This is a genomic window from Stenotrophomonas koreensis, assembly GCF_001431525.1.
GTDB lineage: Bacteria > Pseudomonadota > Gammaproteobacteria > Xanthomonadales > Xanthomonadaceae > Stenotrophomonas > Stenotrophomonas koreensis.
Genome location: NZ_LDJH01000012.1, coordinates 64,000 through 82,346, shown reverse-complemented (window position 1 = coordinate 82,346; position 18,347 = coordinate 64,000). Strand labels below are relative to the sequence as shown.

The 18,347-nt window shown below is 67.6% G+C and carries 14 protein-coding genes; 7 read left to right on the top strand and 7 right to left on the bottom strand.

Annotated elements, in window-relative coordinates; genetic code table 11:
• Positions 1-109: 109 nt before the first annotated feature.
• From argH to ABB25_RS07430, 7 genes are all read right to left on the bottom strand, one after another.
• Positions 110-1,405, bottom strand: a complete 1,296-nt coding sequence (gene argH, locus ABB25_RS07460; RefSeq protein ID WP_057665506.1) for an argininosuccinate lyase — start codon at positions 1,403-1,405, stop codon at positions 110-112.
• Positions 1,406-1,736: 331 nt separating this feature from the next.
• Positions 1,737-2,690 carry an N-acetyl-gamma-glutamyl-phosphate reductase gene (argC, locus tag ABB25_RS07455; RefSeq protein WP_057665504.1) on the bottom strand — a complete coding sequence of 318 codons (954 nt, stop codon included), beginning with the start codon at positions 2,688-2,690 and terminating at the stop codon, positions 1,737-1,739.
• A 23-nt stretch (positions 2,691-2,713) separates the two neighbouring features.
• Positions 2,714-4,042, bottom strand: coding sequence for an acetylglutamate kinase (locus tag ABB25_RS07450; RefSeq protein ID WP_057665502.1), 1,329 nt, complete (start codon positions 4,040-4,042; stop codon positions 2,714-2,716).
• A 76-nt stretch (positions 4,043-4,118) separates the two neighbouring features.
• On the bottom strand, positions 4,119-5,216 hold the full coding sequence (locus ABB25_RS07445; protein ID WP_057665500.1) for an acetylornithine deacetylase: 1,098 nt from the start codon (positions 5,214-5,216) through the stop codon (positions 4,119-4,121).
• Positions 5,217-5,323: 107 nt separating this feature from the next.
• Entirely contained in the window at positions 5,324-6,517 is a 1,194-nt protein-coding gene (locus ABB25_RS07440) for an argininosuccinate synthase (protein WP_057665498.1), read from the bottom strand.
• Between the two features lie 25 nt (positions 6,518-6,542).
• Positions 6,543-7,553, bottom strand: a complete 1,011-nt coding sequence (locus tag ABB25_RS07435; RefSeq protein ID WP_057665496.1) for an N-acetylornithine carbamoyltransferase — start codon at positions 7,551-7,553, stop codon at positions 6,543-6,545.
• Between the two features lie 277 nt (positions 7,554-7,830).
• Positions 7,831-8,391 carry a hypothetical protein gene (locus tag ABB25_RS07430; protein ID WP_057665494.1) on the bottom strand — a complete coding sequence of 187 codons (561 nt, stop codon included), beginning with the start codon at positions 8,389-8,391 and terminating at the stop codon, positions 7,831-7,833.
• A gap of 140 nt (positions 8,392-8,531) precedes the next feature.
• On the opposite strand from ABB25_RS07430, the gene cysS reads away from it, so the two are divergent.
• The 7 genes from cysS to ABB25_RS07395 all read left to right on the top strand — a co-directional run bounded on the left by cysS (position 8,532) and on the right by ABB25_RS07395 (position 18,341).
• Positions 8,532-9,899, top strand: a complete 1,368-nt coding sequence (gene cysS, locus ABB25_RS07425; protein WP_057665492.1) for a cysteine--tRNA ligase — start codon at positions 8,532-8,534, stop codon at positions 9,897-9,899.
• A 46-nt stretch (positions 9,900-9,945) separates the two neighbouring features.
• Positions 9,946-10,398, top strand: a complete 453-nt coding sequence (locus ABB25_RS07420; protein ID WP_057665491.1) for a SufE family protein — start codon at positions 9,946-9,948, stop codon at positions 10,396-10,398.
• Between the two features lie 2 nt (positions 10,399-10,400).
• Positions 10,401-11,633 (top strand): MFS transporter, encoded by a 1,233-nt coding sequence (locus ABB25_RS07415; RefSeq protein ID WP_057665727.1) that lies wholly within the window; start codon positions 10,401-10,403, stop codon positions 11,631-11,633.
• A 395-nt stretch (positions 11,634-12,028) separates the two neighbouring features.
• A complete protein-coding gene (locus ABB25_RS07410; RefSeq protein ID WP_083488176.1) occupies positions 12,029-13,162 on the top strand; it encodes an HlyD family secretion protein in 1,134 nt (377 codons plus the stop codon).
• A gap of 4 nt (positions 13,163-13,166) precedes the next feature.
• A complete protein-coding gene (gene rbbA / locus ABB25_RS07405) occupies positions 13,167-15,968 on the top strand; it encodes a ribosome-associated ATPase/putative transporter RbbA (RefSeq protein ID WP_057665725.1) in 2,802 nt (933 codons plus the stop codon).
• A gap of 1 nt (position 15,969) precedes the next feature.
• On the top strand, positions 15,970-17,100 hold the full coding sequence (locus ABB25_RS07400) for an ABC transporter permease (protein WP_057665488.1): 1,131 nt from the start codon (positions 15,970-15,972) through the stop codon (positions 17,098-17,100).
• A 26-nt stretch (positions 17,101-17,126) separates the two neighbouring features.
• The gene (locus tag ABB25_RS07395; protein WP_211259300.1) at positions 17,127-18,341 is read left to right on the top strand and encodes an acetate/propionate family kinase; all 1,215 of its coding nucleotides are present in this window, start codon (positions 17,127-17,129) and stop codon (positions 18,339-18,341) included.
• Positions 18,342-18,347 lie beyond the last annotated feature (6 nt).

Below are 18,347 nucleotides of genomic sequence, written 5' to 3'. Positions count from 1 at the left end.
CATCTGGACCATGCATCGCAGCGCGGACAGGGCAATTGAGACGACTCCTCTGCCTGCAGCGGCAAACCGGATCAAAAACGGCGGCCCTGCAGGCCGCCGTCGGGAAGGATCAGGCCAAGGCATCCCAGCGGGCACGCAGGCTGTCCAGCCGCAGGTCGGCGGCCGCCCCGGGCGACACGCGCGCGGCCAGGCTGCCTTCGGGCGTGCGGCCGGCGCCGGCGCTGTCGGCACCGATGGCCGCGGCCTGGTAGGCCTCGCGGAACGGCACGCCGGCAACAGCGGCTTCCACCGCCACGTCGGTGGCATACATGCCCGAGTCGATCGCCGCGCGGATGGCGGCATCGTTCCAGTCCAGGTTTTCCAGCAGCGCCGGCAGCAGTTCCAACGCCATCAGGCCGCGGGTGAAGCCGTGCACGATCGCGCCCTTGGAGTTCTGCAGGTCGCGCTGGTAGCCGGACGGCAGCGAGAGCAGCTGCTCGATCTCGGTGCGGGCGGCGGCCACCGAGGCGTGGCAGGCACGCATCAGTTCGACCACGTCCGGGTTGCGCTTGTTGGGCATGATCGAGGAGCCGGTGGTGTACTGCGCCGGCAGCGACACGAAGGCAAACTCGCCGGTGGTGAACAGCGACAGGTCCCAGGCGATGCGGCGCAGGTCCAGGGTGGCGCCACCGAGGGCCTCCAGCGCGGCCAGCTCGAACTTGCCACGCGACAGCTGGGCGTAGATCGGGCTGATCTGCATGCGCGCAAAACCCAGCGCAGCGGTGGTGTGGTCACGGTCCAGCGGCAGGTTGACGCCGTAACCGGCGGCCGTGCCCAGCGGGTTGCAGTCGATCAGCTTGCCGGTATCGGCTGCACGCACCGCGTTGTCGATGAAGGCCTCGGCCCAGCCGGCCCACCACATGCCGGCCGAGGACACCACGGCGCGCTGGATGTGGGTGTAGCCCGGCAGCGGCTGGTCCTTCTCGGCCTGCGCGCGGTCCAGCGCCACCTTGGCAATGGCCTTGCTCAGCTCGCCCAGGCGGGCCAGCTGGTCCTTCAGCCACAACCGGGTGGCCACCAGGATCTGGTCATTGCGGCTGCGCCCGGTGTGGATGCGCCGGCCGGCATCGCCCAGCCGCTCGGTCAGGCGCGCTTCGATCGCCGAATGGCAATCCTCGTACTGCTCGTCCAGCACGAAGACGCCGCTTTTGAAGTCTTCGGCCAGCACGGTCAGCTCGCGCTCGATGCCGGCCAGTTCCTCGGCGGTGAGGATGCCAATGTGCTGCAGGCCCTGCGCATGCGCCGCCGAGGCCTGGCAGTCATACAGGAAGAACTGCCGGTCCAGGATGACGTCATCGCCGGCCAGGAAGGTCTGGATCTTGGCGTCCACGGCTACGCCGGGTTTCTGCCACAACAGGTTTGCCATGAGGGGAATCTCGAATGCGGGTTGGGGTGCTGGCCCGAGGCCATGTATCGCGTTGTTTGTGGGAGCGCGCTGACGCGCGAAAGGCATCGCGACCAAGGTCGCTCCCACACATTCATTTGCTGCCTGAACTGTGTGAGCGCGCTGGCGCGCGAAAAGCGTCACGACCAAGGTCGCTCCCACACATCCATTTGTTGCCTGAACTGCGGGAGCGCGCTGGCGCGCGAAAGGCATCGCGACCAAGGTCGCTCCCACACATCCATTTCTTGCCTGACCTGTGGGAGCGCGCTGGCGCGCGAAAGGCGTCGCGACCAGGGTCGCTCCCACACGGTTGTTACGGGGTGATCGCGGTCAGCTCGTCCAGACCCAGGGCCAGGTTGAGGTTCTGCAGCGCCTGGGTGGCGGCGCCCTTGAGCAGGTTGTCGATGGTGGCCACCACCACCACCCGCTTGCCGCCCGGGGCCAGGGTGAAGCCACCGATCTGCACGCCATTGCGGCCGGCAATCCGGCTCACCCACGGCGCCTGGTCAACCACCTCGACCAGCGGCTCCTGCTGGTAGGCGGCCAGGTAGCGCGCCTTGACCTGCTCCACGCTCAGCGGCTGGCTCAGCCACAGGTTGATGGTCAGGGTGATGCCACGGAAGTGCGGTGCCACATGCGGCATGAACTCCACCGGGAAGCCGAGCTGGGCCGTGACCTCGCGCTCGTGCACGTGGTTGGTCAGCGCATACGGCATCAGGTTGTCGGCCAGCAGCTGCGGGTTGTTCTTGTCGCTGGGTGTGGTGCCGGCACCGGACCAGCCGGACACACCGAAGCACTGCGGCGGGCCGGCCAGTACATCGCGCATCGGCGCGATCGCCAGCTGCATGCCGGTGGCATAGCAGCCGGGGTTGGCGATGCGGGTCTTGCCGGCGGCACGGCTGCGGGTCAGCTCGGGCAGGCCGTAGTACCAGGACGGATCGAAGCGGTAATCGGCCGACAGGTCGACGATCACCGTCTGCGGCCTGACCGCGTCGATGGCGGCCACGAACGGTGCGGCCAGCCCGTTGGGCAGGGCCAGCACCACCGCATCCACGCCCTTGGCGGCCACCGCCTCGGCATCCAGGTTCTCGTAACACAGCGTGCCGCTGTAGGCCGGGTTGTGCTCGGCCACGCGCTGGCCGGCCAGCTCACGGCTGGAGACAAACGCCAGTTCGATCGCCGGATGCCCGGCCAGCAGACGGATCAGCTCGGCCCCGGTGTAGCCGCGGGCGCCGACGATGCCGACGGTGAAGGTCTTCTCGCTCATCTGTTCGGACTCCTTCTGGTGCTTCAGCCGCGCAGGCTCGGCGGACGCGCCGCGCAGTGGTCCACATAGCCACGGATGGCATCAAAATCCGGCGCGCCGAACCAGAACACCTTCCACTGGCCGAGCTTGTAGCAGCCATCGGACTGGGCGTAATAGAAATGGTTGACCGGGTTGCCGCTGCGCGAACGCCAGAACATCTGCGGGGTCTGCTCGCGCATCACGTTCCACACCGCCCGGCCCAGGCCCTCGCCCTGCGCCTCGTCCAGCACCGCGAACTTGTCCAGGTAAACGCCCTGGGCCTCGTCGGTGAGGATCATCGCCGCACGGTAGTTCTCGCTGACATAGCAGCGCAGCAGCATGGTCTTTTCAAAGTAATCCGGCACCAGCTCACGGCCGAAGCTGGATTCGATCAGCTGCTTCATCCGCACCAGGTCCAGCTCGGCCCACGAGGTGGCGGTGAGCACGCGCTCGCCGCGGCGGACCAGGGTGCCCGAGCCCTTGTGAGTGAACAGTTCCTTGGCCAGGTCGGCCGGACGGGTGATCGACACCGACGATTCCATCGGCAGCTTGTCCAGCAGGTCCTTGATCTGCTCAATCTTCACGCGCATCCCGCCGTGGATCCACGGCTGGGCCATCAGCTGCTCGTATTCGGTGGACAGGTTGATCGAGTCGATCAGCTTGCCGTTCTCGTCCAGCAGGCCGCCGGTGCCGGTGAGGAAGATGATCTTGTACGGCTGCAGCTCGCAGACCAGCTCGTTGGCGGCAAAGTCTGCATTGACGTTGAGGATCTGGCCGCCGGCGGTCTCGCCCAGGGAGGCAATCACCGGGATCGAACCGGCACGCAGGGATGCCTCGATCGGGGCCAGGTTGACCTTGTTGACCTCGCCGACCAGGCCGTAGGTGTCACGGTCCAGATAGTCGGCCTCGAACACCCCGCCGGTGATCGAGGTGGCGCGCGCACCGTTGCGCTGCAGCGCCTCCACCAGTTCCAGGTTGGCGCTCTGGAACACCCGGCGCACGATCGCCAGCGCTTCGGGAGTGGTCACGCGCAGGCCATTGACGGTGTGCTTCTCGATCCCGGCCGCCGACAGCTCGGTATCCAGCTGCGGGCCGGCGCCGTGCAGCACGATCGGGGTCAGGCCGACCTCCTGCAGGAAGGACAGCGAGGAGGTCAGCGCCTCCAGGTCATCACGCAACACCGCACCGCCGACCTTGACCACGGCAAAGCGCTTGGCGTCCAGCTGCGAGAAGCGCTTGAGGTACTGGCTGATCTCCTTGGCACTGGCCATGGAGGAAAGCAGGCGCACGATGGTCTGACGGGTCTGACGATGGGCAAGCTGGGAAGGAGACATTGCAGTTTCTTCAAAACGGCGGCATGCCGCAGGTAGGGGAAAGCACCGGCACCAGGTGCCGGCACGTCAGGGCGCTTCAGGCGCCCTGTTCGATGATGCGCAACACCGATTCGGCATAGCGCTGCAGCTGGTCGTAAGTGACGAACTCATCGGCCGTATGCGCCTGGGCGATGTCGCCCGGGCCGTAGACCATGGTGGTGTAACCGGCGGCCGAGAACAGCGAGGCCTCGGTCCAGAAGTCCACCGCATTGCCGATCGGCAGGTTCAGCGCATCGGCGATGTCGCGCGCGGCCAGGCGACGCTCCTCGGCCCGTGCGATATCGCCGGCCGGCAGGCTCGGGCCACGGAAGGTTTCTTCAAAATGTGCGGCAGCCGGCTGCGCAAACCCGGCAAAGGTGGCCAGCAGCGCATCGATGTCCATCGACGGCAGCGGGCGGAAGCCGAAACGCACTTCCGCGGCCGGGGCAATCATGTTGGCCTTGATCCCGCCTTCGACCCGGCCGATGTTGAAGCGCAGGCCAGTCAGCCCGCCAAAGCGTTCGTGCGCCAGCGCATCGACATGATCCAGCGCCTTGCCGCCCCAGCGCATGGCCTGGTGCAGCGCACTGGCCGAGGGGTCCTGCCTGCCCGAGGCATGCCCGGCACGGCCTTCGAACTTCATCAGCACCGAGGAAATGCCGCGGTGGGCCAGCACCGCCTCGCTCATTGTCGGCTCGGCCACCAGCACCGCCTGGTACGGAATCTGCCGGGCCAGGAACGCAGCGATGCAGCGCGGGTCGTTGGCCTCCTCGTCGGAGGAAAACAGGAAGGCGGCATCGCCATCGCAGGCATTGGCCGCGGCCACCAGCGCCGCAGCCGCGCCCTTGATGTCACACACGCCCAGCCCGACCACACGGTCATCCAGCCGCCGCATCAGATGCGGGTCAGCCGACCACTGCGGCGAATCGGGCACGGTGTCCAGGTGGACGTTGAACAGGTACTTCGGGGTGCCGCGCACGGCGTACAGGCTGACCGCACCGGCACCGTGGTCGATGACCTCGACCGTGAAGCCCGGCAGCTGCGCGCGCAGGTAGTCGAAGATGCCACCGGTGGTGATCGCACGCGGCGGATTGCGGGTGTCGAAGGACACCAGCTGTTCCAGGTGCGCCAGGGTGGCGTGCAGGAGTTCGGTCATGGTCGTGGGCTGTGGCAACGGGTTAAGAGGAACGAGCAGGGAGAAAGGCGCGAGTGCCGGCAACGCCAGGCACTCGTTCCTCGTTTCTGGGAACTACTTTCCTGCCGTCAGCGGTTGACCTGGGCGTACAGGGTCGAGCTCATGCCGAACAGCTTGATGAAGCCTTCAGCCTCTTCCACGCCCCAGTCGGCCGACTGCGCGTAGGTGGCGCCCTTGGCGTTGAGGATGTGCGGCGACTTCACGGCAACCGCGTCAACGCGGCCACCACGGGTTTCCAGGGTGACTTCGCCATTGACCTTGGCCTGGCTGGACTTCAGGAACGCCTCGATGTCGCTCTTGAGCGGGTCGTGGTAGAAGCCTTCATAGACCAGCTCCACCCACTTGCGCGCCACTTCCGGCTTGAAGCGGTTCTGCTGCTTGGTCAGCACCGCATCTTCCAGCGCGCGGTGGGCGGTCAGCAGCGAGACCAGACCCGGGGCCTCGAACACGATGCGGCCCTTCAGGCCGATGACGGTGTCACCGGTGTAGACGCCGCGGCCCACGCCGTACGGGGCGAACATCTTGTTGAGCCTGGCCAGGATCTGCTCACCCGGCATGGCCTTGCCATCCAGCTCCACCGCCTCGCCCTGGACAAACTTCAGCTTGACCGTCAGCGGCTCGACCGGCCAGGCGCTGCGCGGGGCGCACCAGCCGCGGGCGCCCTCACCCGGGGCCTCCCAGCGGTCGATCTCGCCGCCGGACATGGTCAGGCCGAGCAGGTTTTCATTGATGGTGTAGGCCTGCTGCTTGGCGCGCACGCCAAAACCGCGCTCTTCCAGGTACTTCTGCTCGTAGGCGCGGGTCTGGGTGTGTTCCTTCTGGATCTCACGGATCGGGGCGACGATCTCGTAATCGCCCAGGGCCTTGACCGCCAGGTCAAAACGCACCTGGTCATTGCCCATGCCGGTGCAGCCGTGGGCAATCGCCTTGGTGCCCAGCTCGGCGCAGCGCTTCAGCGCGGCGTCGACAATCAGGTAGCGGTCGGAGACCAGCAGCGGGTACTGGCCCTGGTAGGCCTCGCCGGCCATCACGAACGGCTTGACGAAGCCTTCCCAGATCGCCGGGCCACCGTCGACGGTGACATGGCTGGCCACGCCCAGCTCGGCGGCGCGCTTTTCGATGAAATCACGCTCTTCGGCATCCACGCCGCCGGTGTCGGCGAACACGGTATGCACGTTCCAGCCGCGCTCCTGCAGGTAGGGCACGCAGAAGGAGGTATCCAGTCCGCCGGAGAAGGCCAGGACGATGTCTTTGTTGCTCATGGGGGTTTTTCCGGTTGTTGATCGGTTACTGGTGGGCCAGTGCGGCCATGATGGCCTTCTGCACGTGCAGGCGGTTTTCGGCTTCGTTGATGGCAATGCACTGCGGCGAGTCCATCACACCGTCGGTGGCCTTGACGTTGCGGCGCAGCGGCAGGCAGTGGCTGAACACGCCATTGTTGGTCAGCGCCATCTTGGCCTCATCGACGATGAAGTGCTTGTACTGGTCGCGGATCGGCTGCTCCGGGGCCCAGTTGCCGAAGAAAGGCAGCGCTCCCCAGCTCTTGGCATAGACCACATCGGCGCCGGCATAGGCGCTGGCGATGTCATGGGAGACCTGCAGCGAACCGCCGCTCTCGGCCACGTTGGCTTCCGCCCAGCCCATGTAGCGCTCGTCCAGGATGTAGTCCGGGGTCGGGCACAGCAGGGTCACATCCATGCCCATGCGGGTGGCGATGGTCAGCGCCGAATTGGCCACGGCGGTGTTCAGCGGCTTGGGGTGGTAGGTCCAGGTCAGCACGTACTTCTTGCCACGCAGGTCGGTGGTACCGAAGTGTTCCTGCAGGGCCAGGATGTGGGCCAGCTCCTGGCACGGATGGGTGATGGTCTCCATGTTGATCACCGGCACCGGCGAGTACTTGGCAAAGGCGGCCAGCACGCGGTCCTGGCGGTCGATCTGCCAGTCCACGAACTTCGGGAAGGCGCGCACGGCCAGGATGTCGGCGTAGCGGCCCAGCACCTTGGCCACTTCGGCGATGTGCTCTTCGGTATCGCCGTCCATCACCGTGCCCAGGTCAAACTCGATCGGCCACGCATCCTTGCCCGGCTGCAGCACCACCGCATGGCCGCCGAGCTGGAAGGTGCCCAGTTCGAAGCTGGTGCGGGTGCGCATGGACGGGTTGAAGAACACCAGCGCCACGGCCTTGCCCTTGAGCTGGTCGCCCAGTTTGGTCTGCTTGAATGCACGCGCCTGGTCCAGCAGGGCATCCAGTTCGGGGCGGCTCCAATCCTGCGTATTAAGGAAGTGCTTCACTGACATTGTTCCTGGTTGAAGGTGGCCGCAACGACCGAAAAGTTTTGTATGAAACCGATTCGACAGAAAAAAAACGAAAAAACCCAGCCGCTAAGACTGGGTTTCGGACAGACAGCACAACACTCCGGTTTACCCAGCAACTATGTGGGGTTCCGGTCGGCGGGCACGCGAGGTCATCCCGGAGGCCATCCGGGCGGTACTGCTGGCGTGCTGGAAGTCGGTCGCTTTCATCGGTGGCAATAATCGCATGTGCACCTGCAGCACGCAAGCGCGTGGACAGTCGTTAATCGGGCTGACCGTCGGCCGTCTGGCCGGCAACCACCGGGGTCACTGAAATGCGGATGCGCAGCCGGTTGCCCGGATCCTCCGGCAGCCGCGAGCGGTACTTGGTGCCGCGCCAGACGTAATCCACGTCATAGGCGATCGGGCGGCGGAACTCGCGCCCGACTTCGACAATGCGGCAATTGCGGGTCAGCAGCGGATCGCGGCGGATCACCTCGGTGTCGGCCGCAACGGCAGTGCCGGCCAAATCATCGCCGGCATCGCCCTCGGCACCGAACATGCGCCGCACCGAAGTCCAGAAACGGCCCAGCCGCCCCTTCTCCTCCTCGTCAACCACCACATGCACCGGGTCCAGGGTACGGGTACTGACCGGCTCGCAATGCTCTTCGGTACGGGTGGCGCGCAGCACCTGGAACACCGGCTCCACGTTCAATACCTGGGCATAGTCGTGACGGACATTCTCCACAACCACCGTGCGTTCAGGCGGCGGCTCCTGCGCGACGGCCACCGCAGTCACCGCAGAGCAGGCAAGCGCTAACGACAAAACAGAAGGCAGATTCATCGACACAGGGCAATTGAGTAGTGGGCATAGTCTAGGCAGGTGCCGCTGCCGCAACGCTGAACGCCATTGACCAAGGGCTGCGGGGGACGCAGCGCGCACCGGGGGTTAGAATGTTCGATCACTTTCCTTACCGCCATGCCATGAGCCTGCGACTGTACAACACCCTGTCACGCCAGACCGAGCCCTTCGCCCCGCTCGACCCGGCCTGCCCCACCATGTACGTCTGCGGCCCGACCGTCTACAACTATGTGCATATCGGCAATGCCCGCGGCCCGGTGGTGTTCGGCGTGCTGGCCGACCTGCTGCGCCGACGCTTTGGCGCGCTGCGCTATGCACGCAACATCACCGACGTCGATGACAAGATCAACGCCGCCGCGCGTGAGGCCGGGGTGCCGATCAGCGCGATCACCGAGCGTTTTGCTGCCGCTTACCTGGAAGACATGGCCGCCCTCGGCGTGCAGGCACCGGACATCCAGCCCAAGGCCACTGCGCACATCCCGCACATCATCGCGATGATCGAGCAGTTGATCGAACGTGGCCATGCCTATGCCGCTGACGGCCATGTGCTGTTCTCGGTCGCCAGCTTTGACGGTTACGGCAAGCTCTCGCGGCGTGATCCTGAGGACATGCTGGCCGGTGCCCGGGTCGAGGTGGCCCCGTACAAGCGTGATGCCGGTGACTTCGTGCTGTGGAAGCCGTCCAGCGACGACCTGCCGGGCTGGGAATCGCCGTGGGGCGTGGGCCGGCCGGGCTGGCACATCGAGTGCTCGGCGATGGCCGCTGCCCACCTGGGCCAGACCATCGACATCCATGCCGGCGGTGTCGACCTGCAGTTCCCGCACCACGAGAACGAAGTGGCGCAGAGCGAGTGCGCCCACGGCGGCGCACCGTTCGCGCGCTTCTGGCTGCACAACGGCATGCTCAACTTCGGCGGCGCCAAGATGAGCAAGTCGCTGGGCAACATCGAGCGCGTGCACGACCTGGTGGCCAAGCATCGCCCCGAGGCGCTGCGCTATGCCCTGCTTTCAGCTCATTACCGCCAGCCACTGGACTGGTCCGACTCCCTGATCGAGCAGTGCACCCGAACCCTGGACCGGCTCTACGGCACCCTGCGCGACTTGGCCGACGTTCCGGCGCAGGCGACCATCCCGGCGGTGATCGAGCAGGTACTGGATGACGACCTCAATACGCCGCAGGCACTGGCCGAACTGGCCGCAATCGCCGCCGAGGCCCGCAAGGCCAGCGACCCGCCCGAGCGCGCCCGCCTGAAGTCCGCGCTGCTCGGTGCCGGCAAGGCCCTGGGGCTGCTGCAGCAGGATCCGGCCGACTGGTTCAACCACGGCGGCAATGCCGATGACGATGCGCGCATCCAGGCACTGGTCGACGAGCGCGTGGCGGCCAAGGCCGCGCGCGATTTCGCCCGCGCCGATGCGATCCGCCAGCAACTGACCGCCGAAGGCATCGTGCTGGAAGACACCCCGGCCGGCGTGCGCTGGAAGCGCGCCTGACCTCCCCGGCGCCACCGTAGCGCCGTCCTAGACCTGGAATTGCACCGTGACCGTTGCCCCCGTTTCCCCGTTCCCGCTGGAAGCCACCCCGGCGCTGGCGCAGGCCGAGATTGCCGAGGAGTTCTCCTTCTTCGGCGACTGGTCCGAGCGCTATCAGTACCTGATCGACCTGGGCCGCAAGCTGCCCGACCTGCCGGCCGAGTGGAAAACCGATGCCCACCGGCTGATGGGCTGCCAATCGATGGTCTGGATCGTGGCCGAAGGCAACGCCGAGCGGCTGACCTTCCATGCGATCAGTGATTCGGCCATCGTCTCCGGGCTGATCTACCTGGCCCTGCGGGTGTATTCGGGCCGCAGCGCTGCCGAGATCCTGGCCACCACGCCCGATTACGTGGCCGCGATCGGCCTGGCCAAGCACCTGTCACCGACCCGCAGCAACGGCATGGCCGCATTGCTGGCCTTCATCCAGGACACCGCGCGCGCCCAGCAGGGGCAATGAGCATGAGCAGCACCTCGGCCTGGCCACTGCTGCGTCTGCCCGGGCTGAGGTGGCTGCTGGCGTACCGCATCGGCGCGATGCTGTCTTACCAGATTGTCGCGGTGGCGGTGGGCTGGCAGCTGTACCAGCGCACCGGTGATCCACTGGCGCTGGGCCTGGTCGGGCTGGCCGAGGTGCTGCCCTACTTCTGCGTGGCTCCGTTCGCCGGCCATCTGGTCGACCACCTGCGTCGCCGCCGGCTGGGTCTTTTCGCCTGCACCGGCCTGCTGCTGACCGCCGCCGCGCTGCTGGCCTCCACCCACCCGGCCCTGGCCGCCATCGGGGTCTGGCCGGTGTATGCGGCCATCGCGCTGACCGGCATGGTCCGCGCCTTCCTGACCCCGGTCTACATGGCGCTGTTCGCACGGGTATTGCCGCGCCAGCACTATGCCGGCGGGGCAAGCCTGGGCAGCATCACCTTCACCACGGCGCTGGTGGCCGGCCCGGCCATCGGCGGTGGCCTGATCGCACTGGGCGACAGCGCACTGGCCTATGCCGTGGCCATGCTCTGTGCCGGCCTGGCCGGCCTGGCGCTGTGGCGGCTGCGGGTGGACGACCATCCACCGGCAGGACCGGCGCAGCCGATTTTCACCTCGATCGCCGAAGGTGCGCGCTTTGTCTGGCGCACCCCGATCATGCTCGGGGCGATGGCGCTGGACATGTTTTCGGTACTGCTCGGCGGCGTGGTGGCGATGCTGCCGGCCTTCATCAACGACGTGCTTGCCGCCGGCCCCCAGGCCCTGGGCCTGCTGCGCGCTGCGCCGGCACTGGGCGCGCTGGTGGTCGGCATCTGGCTGACACGGCACCCGCCCGGGCGCCACGCCGGCTGGCTGCTGCTGGCCGCTGCGGCCGGTTTCGGGCTGTCGATCCTCGGTTTTGCCAGCAGCCGCCAGCTCTGGGTGGCGGCGTTCTTCCTGCTCTGCTACGGCGCGTTTGACGGCGTTTCAGTGGTGGTGAGGCAGACCATCTTCCAGCTCGCCACCCCGGATGCGATGCGCGGCCGGGTGTCCTCGATCAACGGCATCTTCATCAGCTCCTCCAATGAGCTGGGCGCGTTTTATGCCGGCAGCATGGCCCGTGTGCTGGGCCTGCTGCCGGCGATGCTGCTCGGTGGCAGCGCAGTGCTGGCGGTGGTGGCCATTACCGCCTGGCGCAACCCGGCACTGCGCCGGCTCGACCTGCGCCAACTGCACTGAGCCCGCCGGCCCCGCCGACAACTGCTCGCGGCCAGGTGCACAGGACCGATCATCACTGTCTCCTGCCCTGCCCCACCAGGGCGCGGCAGGCTCGCCCGACCTGCACGACCTGTGCAGCAGCGGGCAATGATCCGGCGCAACGCCAGCAGGAGGGGAGTTGGCCTAGAATCGGCCGACCACAGGGATGAACGCAAAATGACCAGGCTCTTGCACTTCCAGCGACCACAGCCCCTGACTGTCATGGCAGGGCGCCACGGGGGGTACGGCAGGCCAGCGGCCGATCCGGCACCGGCTGCGCGCGTGTCAGCACTGCGCTCGGCTGCCGCTGCCGGGCAGCCCGCCGTCTGCCGTGCTGCGGTTGCCGGCCGGTTGACGCGCTCGTGCGGTGAGCCGGCATGAATCCTGTTGCCTTCATCAAGAACAAGCCGCTGATCGTGCTGGCCATCGCTGCACTGGCCGGTCTGCTCGGCTGGTGGGCCTGGCAGGGCCTGCGCCAGAGCGGTCCGGGCGAGGGCTTTGTCAGCGGCAATGGCCGCATCGAGGCCACCGAGATCGATGTCGCCACCCGGCTACCCGGACGGGTGAGCGAGATCCTGGTCGATGAGGGCGACTTCGTGCAGGCCGGGCAGGCCCTGGCCACGATGCAGCTGGACAGCCTGCAGGCACAGAAGCATGAAGCCGAAGCGATGCAGGCCCAGGCCGGCCATGCGGTGACGGCAGCCCTGGCCCAGGTGGCACTGCGCCAGAGCGACGTGGCGGCCGCACAGGCACTGGTGGCGCAGGCGCAGGCGCAATGGGAGGCGGCGAGCAGGCGTCTGGCCCGCACCCAGGCCCTGACCCGGGCCGGCGCCGCCTCGGCCCAGGAGCTGGATGACACCCGCGCCAGCGTGCGCGCGATCGAAGCCAGCGTGGCGGCCAGCCGCGCCCAGGTCGCCGCCGCTGAAGCCGCCGTCAGCGCGGCCCAGGCCCAGGTCGTGGGCGCACGTTCCAACGTCGAGGCTGCCACCGCCACCGTGGCCCGGATCCAGGCCGACATCGACGACAGCGTGCTGCGCGCGCCCCGCGACGGCCGGGTGCAGGTGCGCGTGGCCCAACCCGGCGAAGTGCTGGGAAGCGGCGGCCGCGTGCTCAGCCTGCTCGACCTGTCCGATGTCTACATGACCTTCTTTGTGCCGGAGACCGTGGCCGGGCGCATCGCGCTGGGCAGCGAGGTCCGCATCGTGCTCGACACCGCGCCGGACATCGCCATCCCGGCCCGCGTCTCGTTCGTGGCCAGCCAGGCCCAGTTCACCCCGAAGACGGTGGAAACGGCCAGTGAACGCCAGAAGCTGATGTTCCGGGTGCGCGCGCAGATCGCCCCGGCGCTGCTGCAGCGCTACCTGGACCGGGTCAAGACCGGGGTGCCGGGCGTGGCCTGGCTCAAGCTTGATCCGCAGGCGGCCTGGCCCGCCGGGCTGTCAGTGCCACCAGCGGTACAGGCCGCGGCCGGAACCACGCCGGATGCGCCAGCGCCGGCCCAGGCCGAGTGAGCCCGTGCCCGCCTCCCCGCTCCCGCCGGGCAGCGCCGCGGCACCGGTGGTGGTGCTGCAGGGCCTGAGCCTGCGCTATGGCCAGAACGTGGCGCTGGCCGATATCACGCTGCAGATCCCGTCCGGGCAGATGGTCGGCCTGATCGGCCCGGACGGGGTCGGCAAGTCCAGCCTGCTGGCACTGGTGGCCGGTGCGCGCCGGATCCAGCAGGGCAGCGTGCAGGTGCTCGGTGGCGACATGCGCAGCCGCCGCCACCGTGAACGGGTCTGCCCGCGCATCGCCTACATGCCGCAGGGGCTGGGCCGCAACCTGTACCCGACGCTGTCGGTGGAGGAGAACCTGCAGTTCTTCGCCCGCCTGTTCGGCCATGCCGCCGGCGAGCGCCGGCAGCGGATCGATGCGCTGACCCGGGCCACCGGGCTGGCGCCGTTTTTGGCGCGTCCGGCCGGCAAGCTGTCCGGCGGCATGAAGCAGAAACTGGGCCTGTGCTGCGCACTGATCCACGACCCGGACCTGCTGATCCTGGACGAACCGACCACCGGCGTCGATCCTCTGGCACGGGCACAGTTCTGGGAGCTGATCGGGCGCATCCGCCAGGACCGGCCGCAGATGAGCGTGCTGGTGGCCACCGCCTACATGGACGAGGCACAGCGCTTTGACGCCCTGGTGGCGATGGACGCCGGCCGCATCCTGGCCACCGGCAGCCCGCAGCAGCTGCTGCAGCGCACCGGCTGCATCAGCCTGGAGGCAGCCTTCATCGCCTTGCTGCCGGCCGAAAAGACCCGTGATTACCAGCCGGTGACGATCCCACCGCTGAGCGTGGACGATGCCGACATCGCCATCGCCGCCAACGAGCTGACCCTGCGCTTTGGCGACTTCCTGGCCGTGGACCGGGTCAGCTTCCGCATCCGCCGGGGCGAAATCTTCGGCTTTGTCGGCTCCAACGGCTGCGGCAAGACCACCACGATGAAGATGCTTACCGGCCTGCTGCCCGCCAGCAGCGGCCAGGCCTGGCTGCTGGGCCAACCGCTGGACCCGCGCGACATCGCCACCCGCCGCCGGGTCGGCTACATGTCACAGAGCTTTTCGTTGTATGGCGAGCTGAGCGTGGTGCAGAACCTGGTGCTGCACGCCCAGCTGTTCAATGTGCCGTCCACCGACATACCGCAACGGGTGGCACAGATGCTGGCGCGCTTCGGGCTGGAACCGGTGCGCGACCAGCTGCCCGACAGCCTGCCGCTGGGCATCCGGCAACGGCTGTCGCTGGCGGTGGCAATGGTGCACCAGCCGGAGCTGCTGATCCTGGACGAACCGACCTCGGGCGTGGACCCGGTGGCCCGCGACGGCTTCTGGCGGCTGCTGCTGGAACTGTCGCGGCGTGACCGGGTGACGATCTTCATCTCGACCCATTTCATGAACGAGGCCGAGCGCTGCGACCGGATGTCGATGATGCACGCCGGCCGTGTGCTCGACAGCGACACCCCGGCCAACCTGATGCGCAAGCGCGGCGCCGCTTCGCTGGAGGAAGCCTTCATCGGCTACCTGATCGAAGCCAGTGACGCGGTCGCCATGCCGCCGCCCGCCCCCCCGACAGACACCCAAGCCACCATGCTGCCCACCGCCGCCGCGCACACGCCCGCTGTCGCGCCAACCGCTGGCCGCAAACGCTGGCTGCCGCCACTGCACTTCAGTCCGCAGCGGCTGCTGGCCTATCTGTGGCGCGAGACGCTGGAGCTGCAGCGCGACCCGATCCGCGCCGCACTGGCGCTGGGCGGCTCGATCCTGCTGATGTTCGTGATCGGCTTTGGCATCAGCATGGACGTGGAAAACCTGCGCTATGCCGTGCTCGACCGCGATGACACCACGCTCAGCCGCGACTACGCACTGCAGCTGTCCGGCTCGCGTTATTTCATCCAGCGCCCGCCGCTGGCCGATTACGCCGCGCTGGACCAGCGCATGCGCAGCGGCGAGCTGAGCCTGGCCATCGAGATCCCGCACGGCTTCATGCGCGATGTGCTGGCCGGGCGCCAGGTGCAGATCGGCGCCTGGGTGGACGGTGCGATGCCGATGCGCGCGCAGACCGTGCAGGGCTATGTCCAGGGCATGCACCAGCACTGGCTGCTGCAGCAGCTGGCCGCCCGCGGCCTGGCCCCGGCCGCCAGCGCCAGCGTACAGACCCGCTTCCGTTACAACCCGGATGTGCGCAGCCTGCCGGCGATGGTGCCGGCGGTGATCCCGCTGCTGTTGCTGCTGCTACCGGCCATGCTCACCGCGCTGGCGGTGGTGCGCGAGAAGGAAACCGGCTCGATCACCAACCTCTACGTCACCCCGGTCACCCGCAGCGAGTTCCTGATCGGCAAGCAGCTGCCCTATGTGGCGCTGGCGATGGTCAACTTCGCACTGATGAGCCTGCTGGCCGTCACCGTGTTCGGGGTGCCGGTGACCGGCAGCTTTGCCACCCTGCTGCTGGGGGCACTGGTGTTCAGCTTCGCCTCCACCGGCATGGGCCTGCTCGCCTCCAGCGTGACCCGCAGCCAGATCGCGGCGATGTTCATCACGATGGTGGCCACCATCGTCCCGGCCACCCAGTTCTCCGGCCTGACCAACCCGGTGACCTCGCTGGAAGGGTCGGCCCGGCTGATCGGCGAGGTCTATCCGGCCACCCACATCATGACCCTGTCCCGTGGCGTGTTCAGCAAGGCACTGGGGTTTGCCGAGCTGTCCGGCGCATTCTGGCCGATGCTGCTGGCGGTGCCGGTGATCCTGGCCGCAGCGATCGCCTTGCTGGCCAAACAGGAGCGTTGAGATGCAGACAGGAGCACTGGTCGCCATCTACCGACTGGGCATCAAGGAACTGTGGAGCCTGTGGCGCGACCCGATGATGCTGCTGCTGATCGTCTACGTGTTCAGCGTGGGCGTGTATACCGCCGCCACCGCAATGCCCGAGACCCTGCACAAGACCCCGATCGCGATCGTCGATGAGGATGACTCGGCACTGTCCCAGCGCCTTGTCGCCGCCTTCTACCCGCCGGACTTCACCGCGCCGGAGCTGATCACGATGGCGCAGATGGACCAGGGCATGGACGCCGGCCGCTTCACCTTCGCGCTGTACATCCCGCAGGGATTCCAGCGCGATGTACTGGCCGGACGCAGCCCGGCGCTGCAGCTCAATGTCGATGCCACCCGGATGAGCCAGGCCTTTTCCGGCAGCGGCGCGGTGCAGCAGATCGTGCTGGCCGAGGTCGACGAATTCGTCCAGCGCGAGCGCCGCAGTGCTGCTGCACCGGTGGAGCTGGCGCTGCGCGCGCGCTTCAACCCGGCGCAGGACAACACCTGGTTCGGAGGGCTGATGGAGACCATCAACTACATCACCATGCTTTCCATCGTGCTCACCGGGGCGGCACTGATCCGCGAGCGCGAGCACGGCACCATCGAGCACCTGCTGGTGATGCCGGTAACCCCGGCCCAGATCATGCTCTCCAAGATCTGGTCGATGGGCCTGGTGGTGCTGCTGGCCTCGGCGCTGTCGCTCAACCTGGTGGTCCGCGGGCTGCTGCAGGTGCCGGTGGAAGGTTCACTGCCGCTGTTCTTCAGCGGTGCGCTGCTGTGCCTGTTCGCCACCACCTCGATGGGCATCTTCCTGGCCACGGTGGCGCGCAACATGCCGCAGTTCGGCATGCTGATGATGCTCACCATCGTGCCGCTGCAGCTGCTTTCCGGCGGTGCCACGCCGCGCGAGAGCATGCCGGCGCTGGTGCAGAACCTGATGCTGGCCGCACCGACCACCCATTTCGTCGAGCTCGGCCAGGCCATCCTGTACCGCGGAGCGGGCATCGAGGTGGTATGGAAGCCGTTCCTGTACCTGGCGCTGATCGGCAGCGTGCTGTTTGCGCTGGCGCTGGCCCGCTTCCGCAACACCATCAGCCGGATGGGCTGAGCATGACGCCGCTTCCGGGGCCCCACATGCGTAACGACCAACCGCTGCTGGTGCTCAACTGCGGCTCGTCGAGCATCAAGTTCGCGCTGTTCCAGGCCGGGGCCGGCGCCCTGCCGCGCCGCCCGTGGTGCAACGGCAAGGTGCAGGGAATCGGCGGGCCGGACCCGGACTTTGGCGCCCGCGGCATCGCTGTCCGGCCGGTGCGGCTGGATCCGGCCCACCCCTACCGCGATGCCCTGCGGCTGATCCTGGAACATGTCCAGCAGCAGCTGCACGGCCGCGCCCCGCTGCTGGTTGCGCACCGCGTGGTGCATGGCGGCAGCCACCATTTCACCGCGGTGCGCATCGATGCGGCGCTGCTGGCCGAACTGCACGGCTACATCCCGCTGGCACCGCTGCACCAGCCCTTCGCGCTGGAGGCGATCCAGATCCTGCTGCAGCACTACCCGCAGGTTCCGCAGGTGGCCTGCTTTGATACCGGCTTCCATCACGACCTGCCCACGGTGGAACAGTTGCTGCCGCTGCCGTATGCCTGGTTCGAGCGCGGCCTGCGCCGCTACGGCTTTCACGGCCTGTCCTACAGCTACCTGGCCATCGCCGTGGCCGAGCGCCACGGCCAGATCGCACGCGGGCGCACCATCGTTGCCCACCTGGGCAGCGGCGCCAGCCTGTGCGCGCTGCACAACCTGCGCAGTGTGGCCACCACGATGGGCTTTTCGGCGCTGGACGGGCTGATGATGGGCACCCGCAGTGGCGCCATCGACCCCGGCGCGCTGCTCTACCTGATGGAAGTGGAAAAAATCGGCCCGGCCGAACTCGGCCAGCTGCTGTACCACCAGTCCGGACTGATCGGTGTTTCCGGGCTGTCGGCCGACCCGCGGGTACTGCTGCAGCATGAGCACGACCCCGGCCAGCGCGGGGAACAGGCGCGGCTGGCACTGGCGCTGTACGTGCAGCGCATCATCGCCGAGATCGGCAGCCTGACCGCGCGGCTTGGCGGGCTGGACCTGCTGGTGTTCAGCGCCGGCATCGGCGAACACAACGCGCCGATCCGTGAACGCATCTGCGCCGGGCTGGCATTTCTCGGCGTCAAGCTCGATGCCCAGGCCAATGCGCGCCATGCCCCGTTGATTTCCCGCCCCGACAGCACGGTCCGGGTCGGGGTCGAACCGACCAACGAGGAATGGATTGCCGCCCGCGATGGCTGGGCCGTGGTCACCGGCCAGGCCGTAGCGCAGTAATCTTCA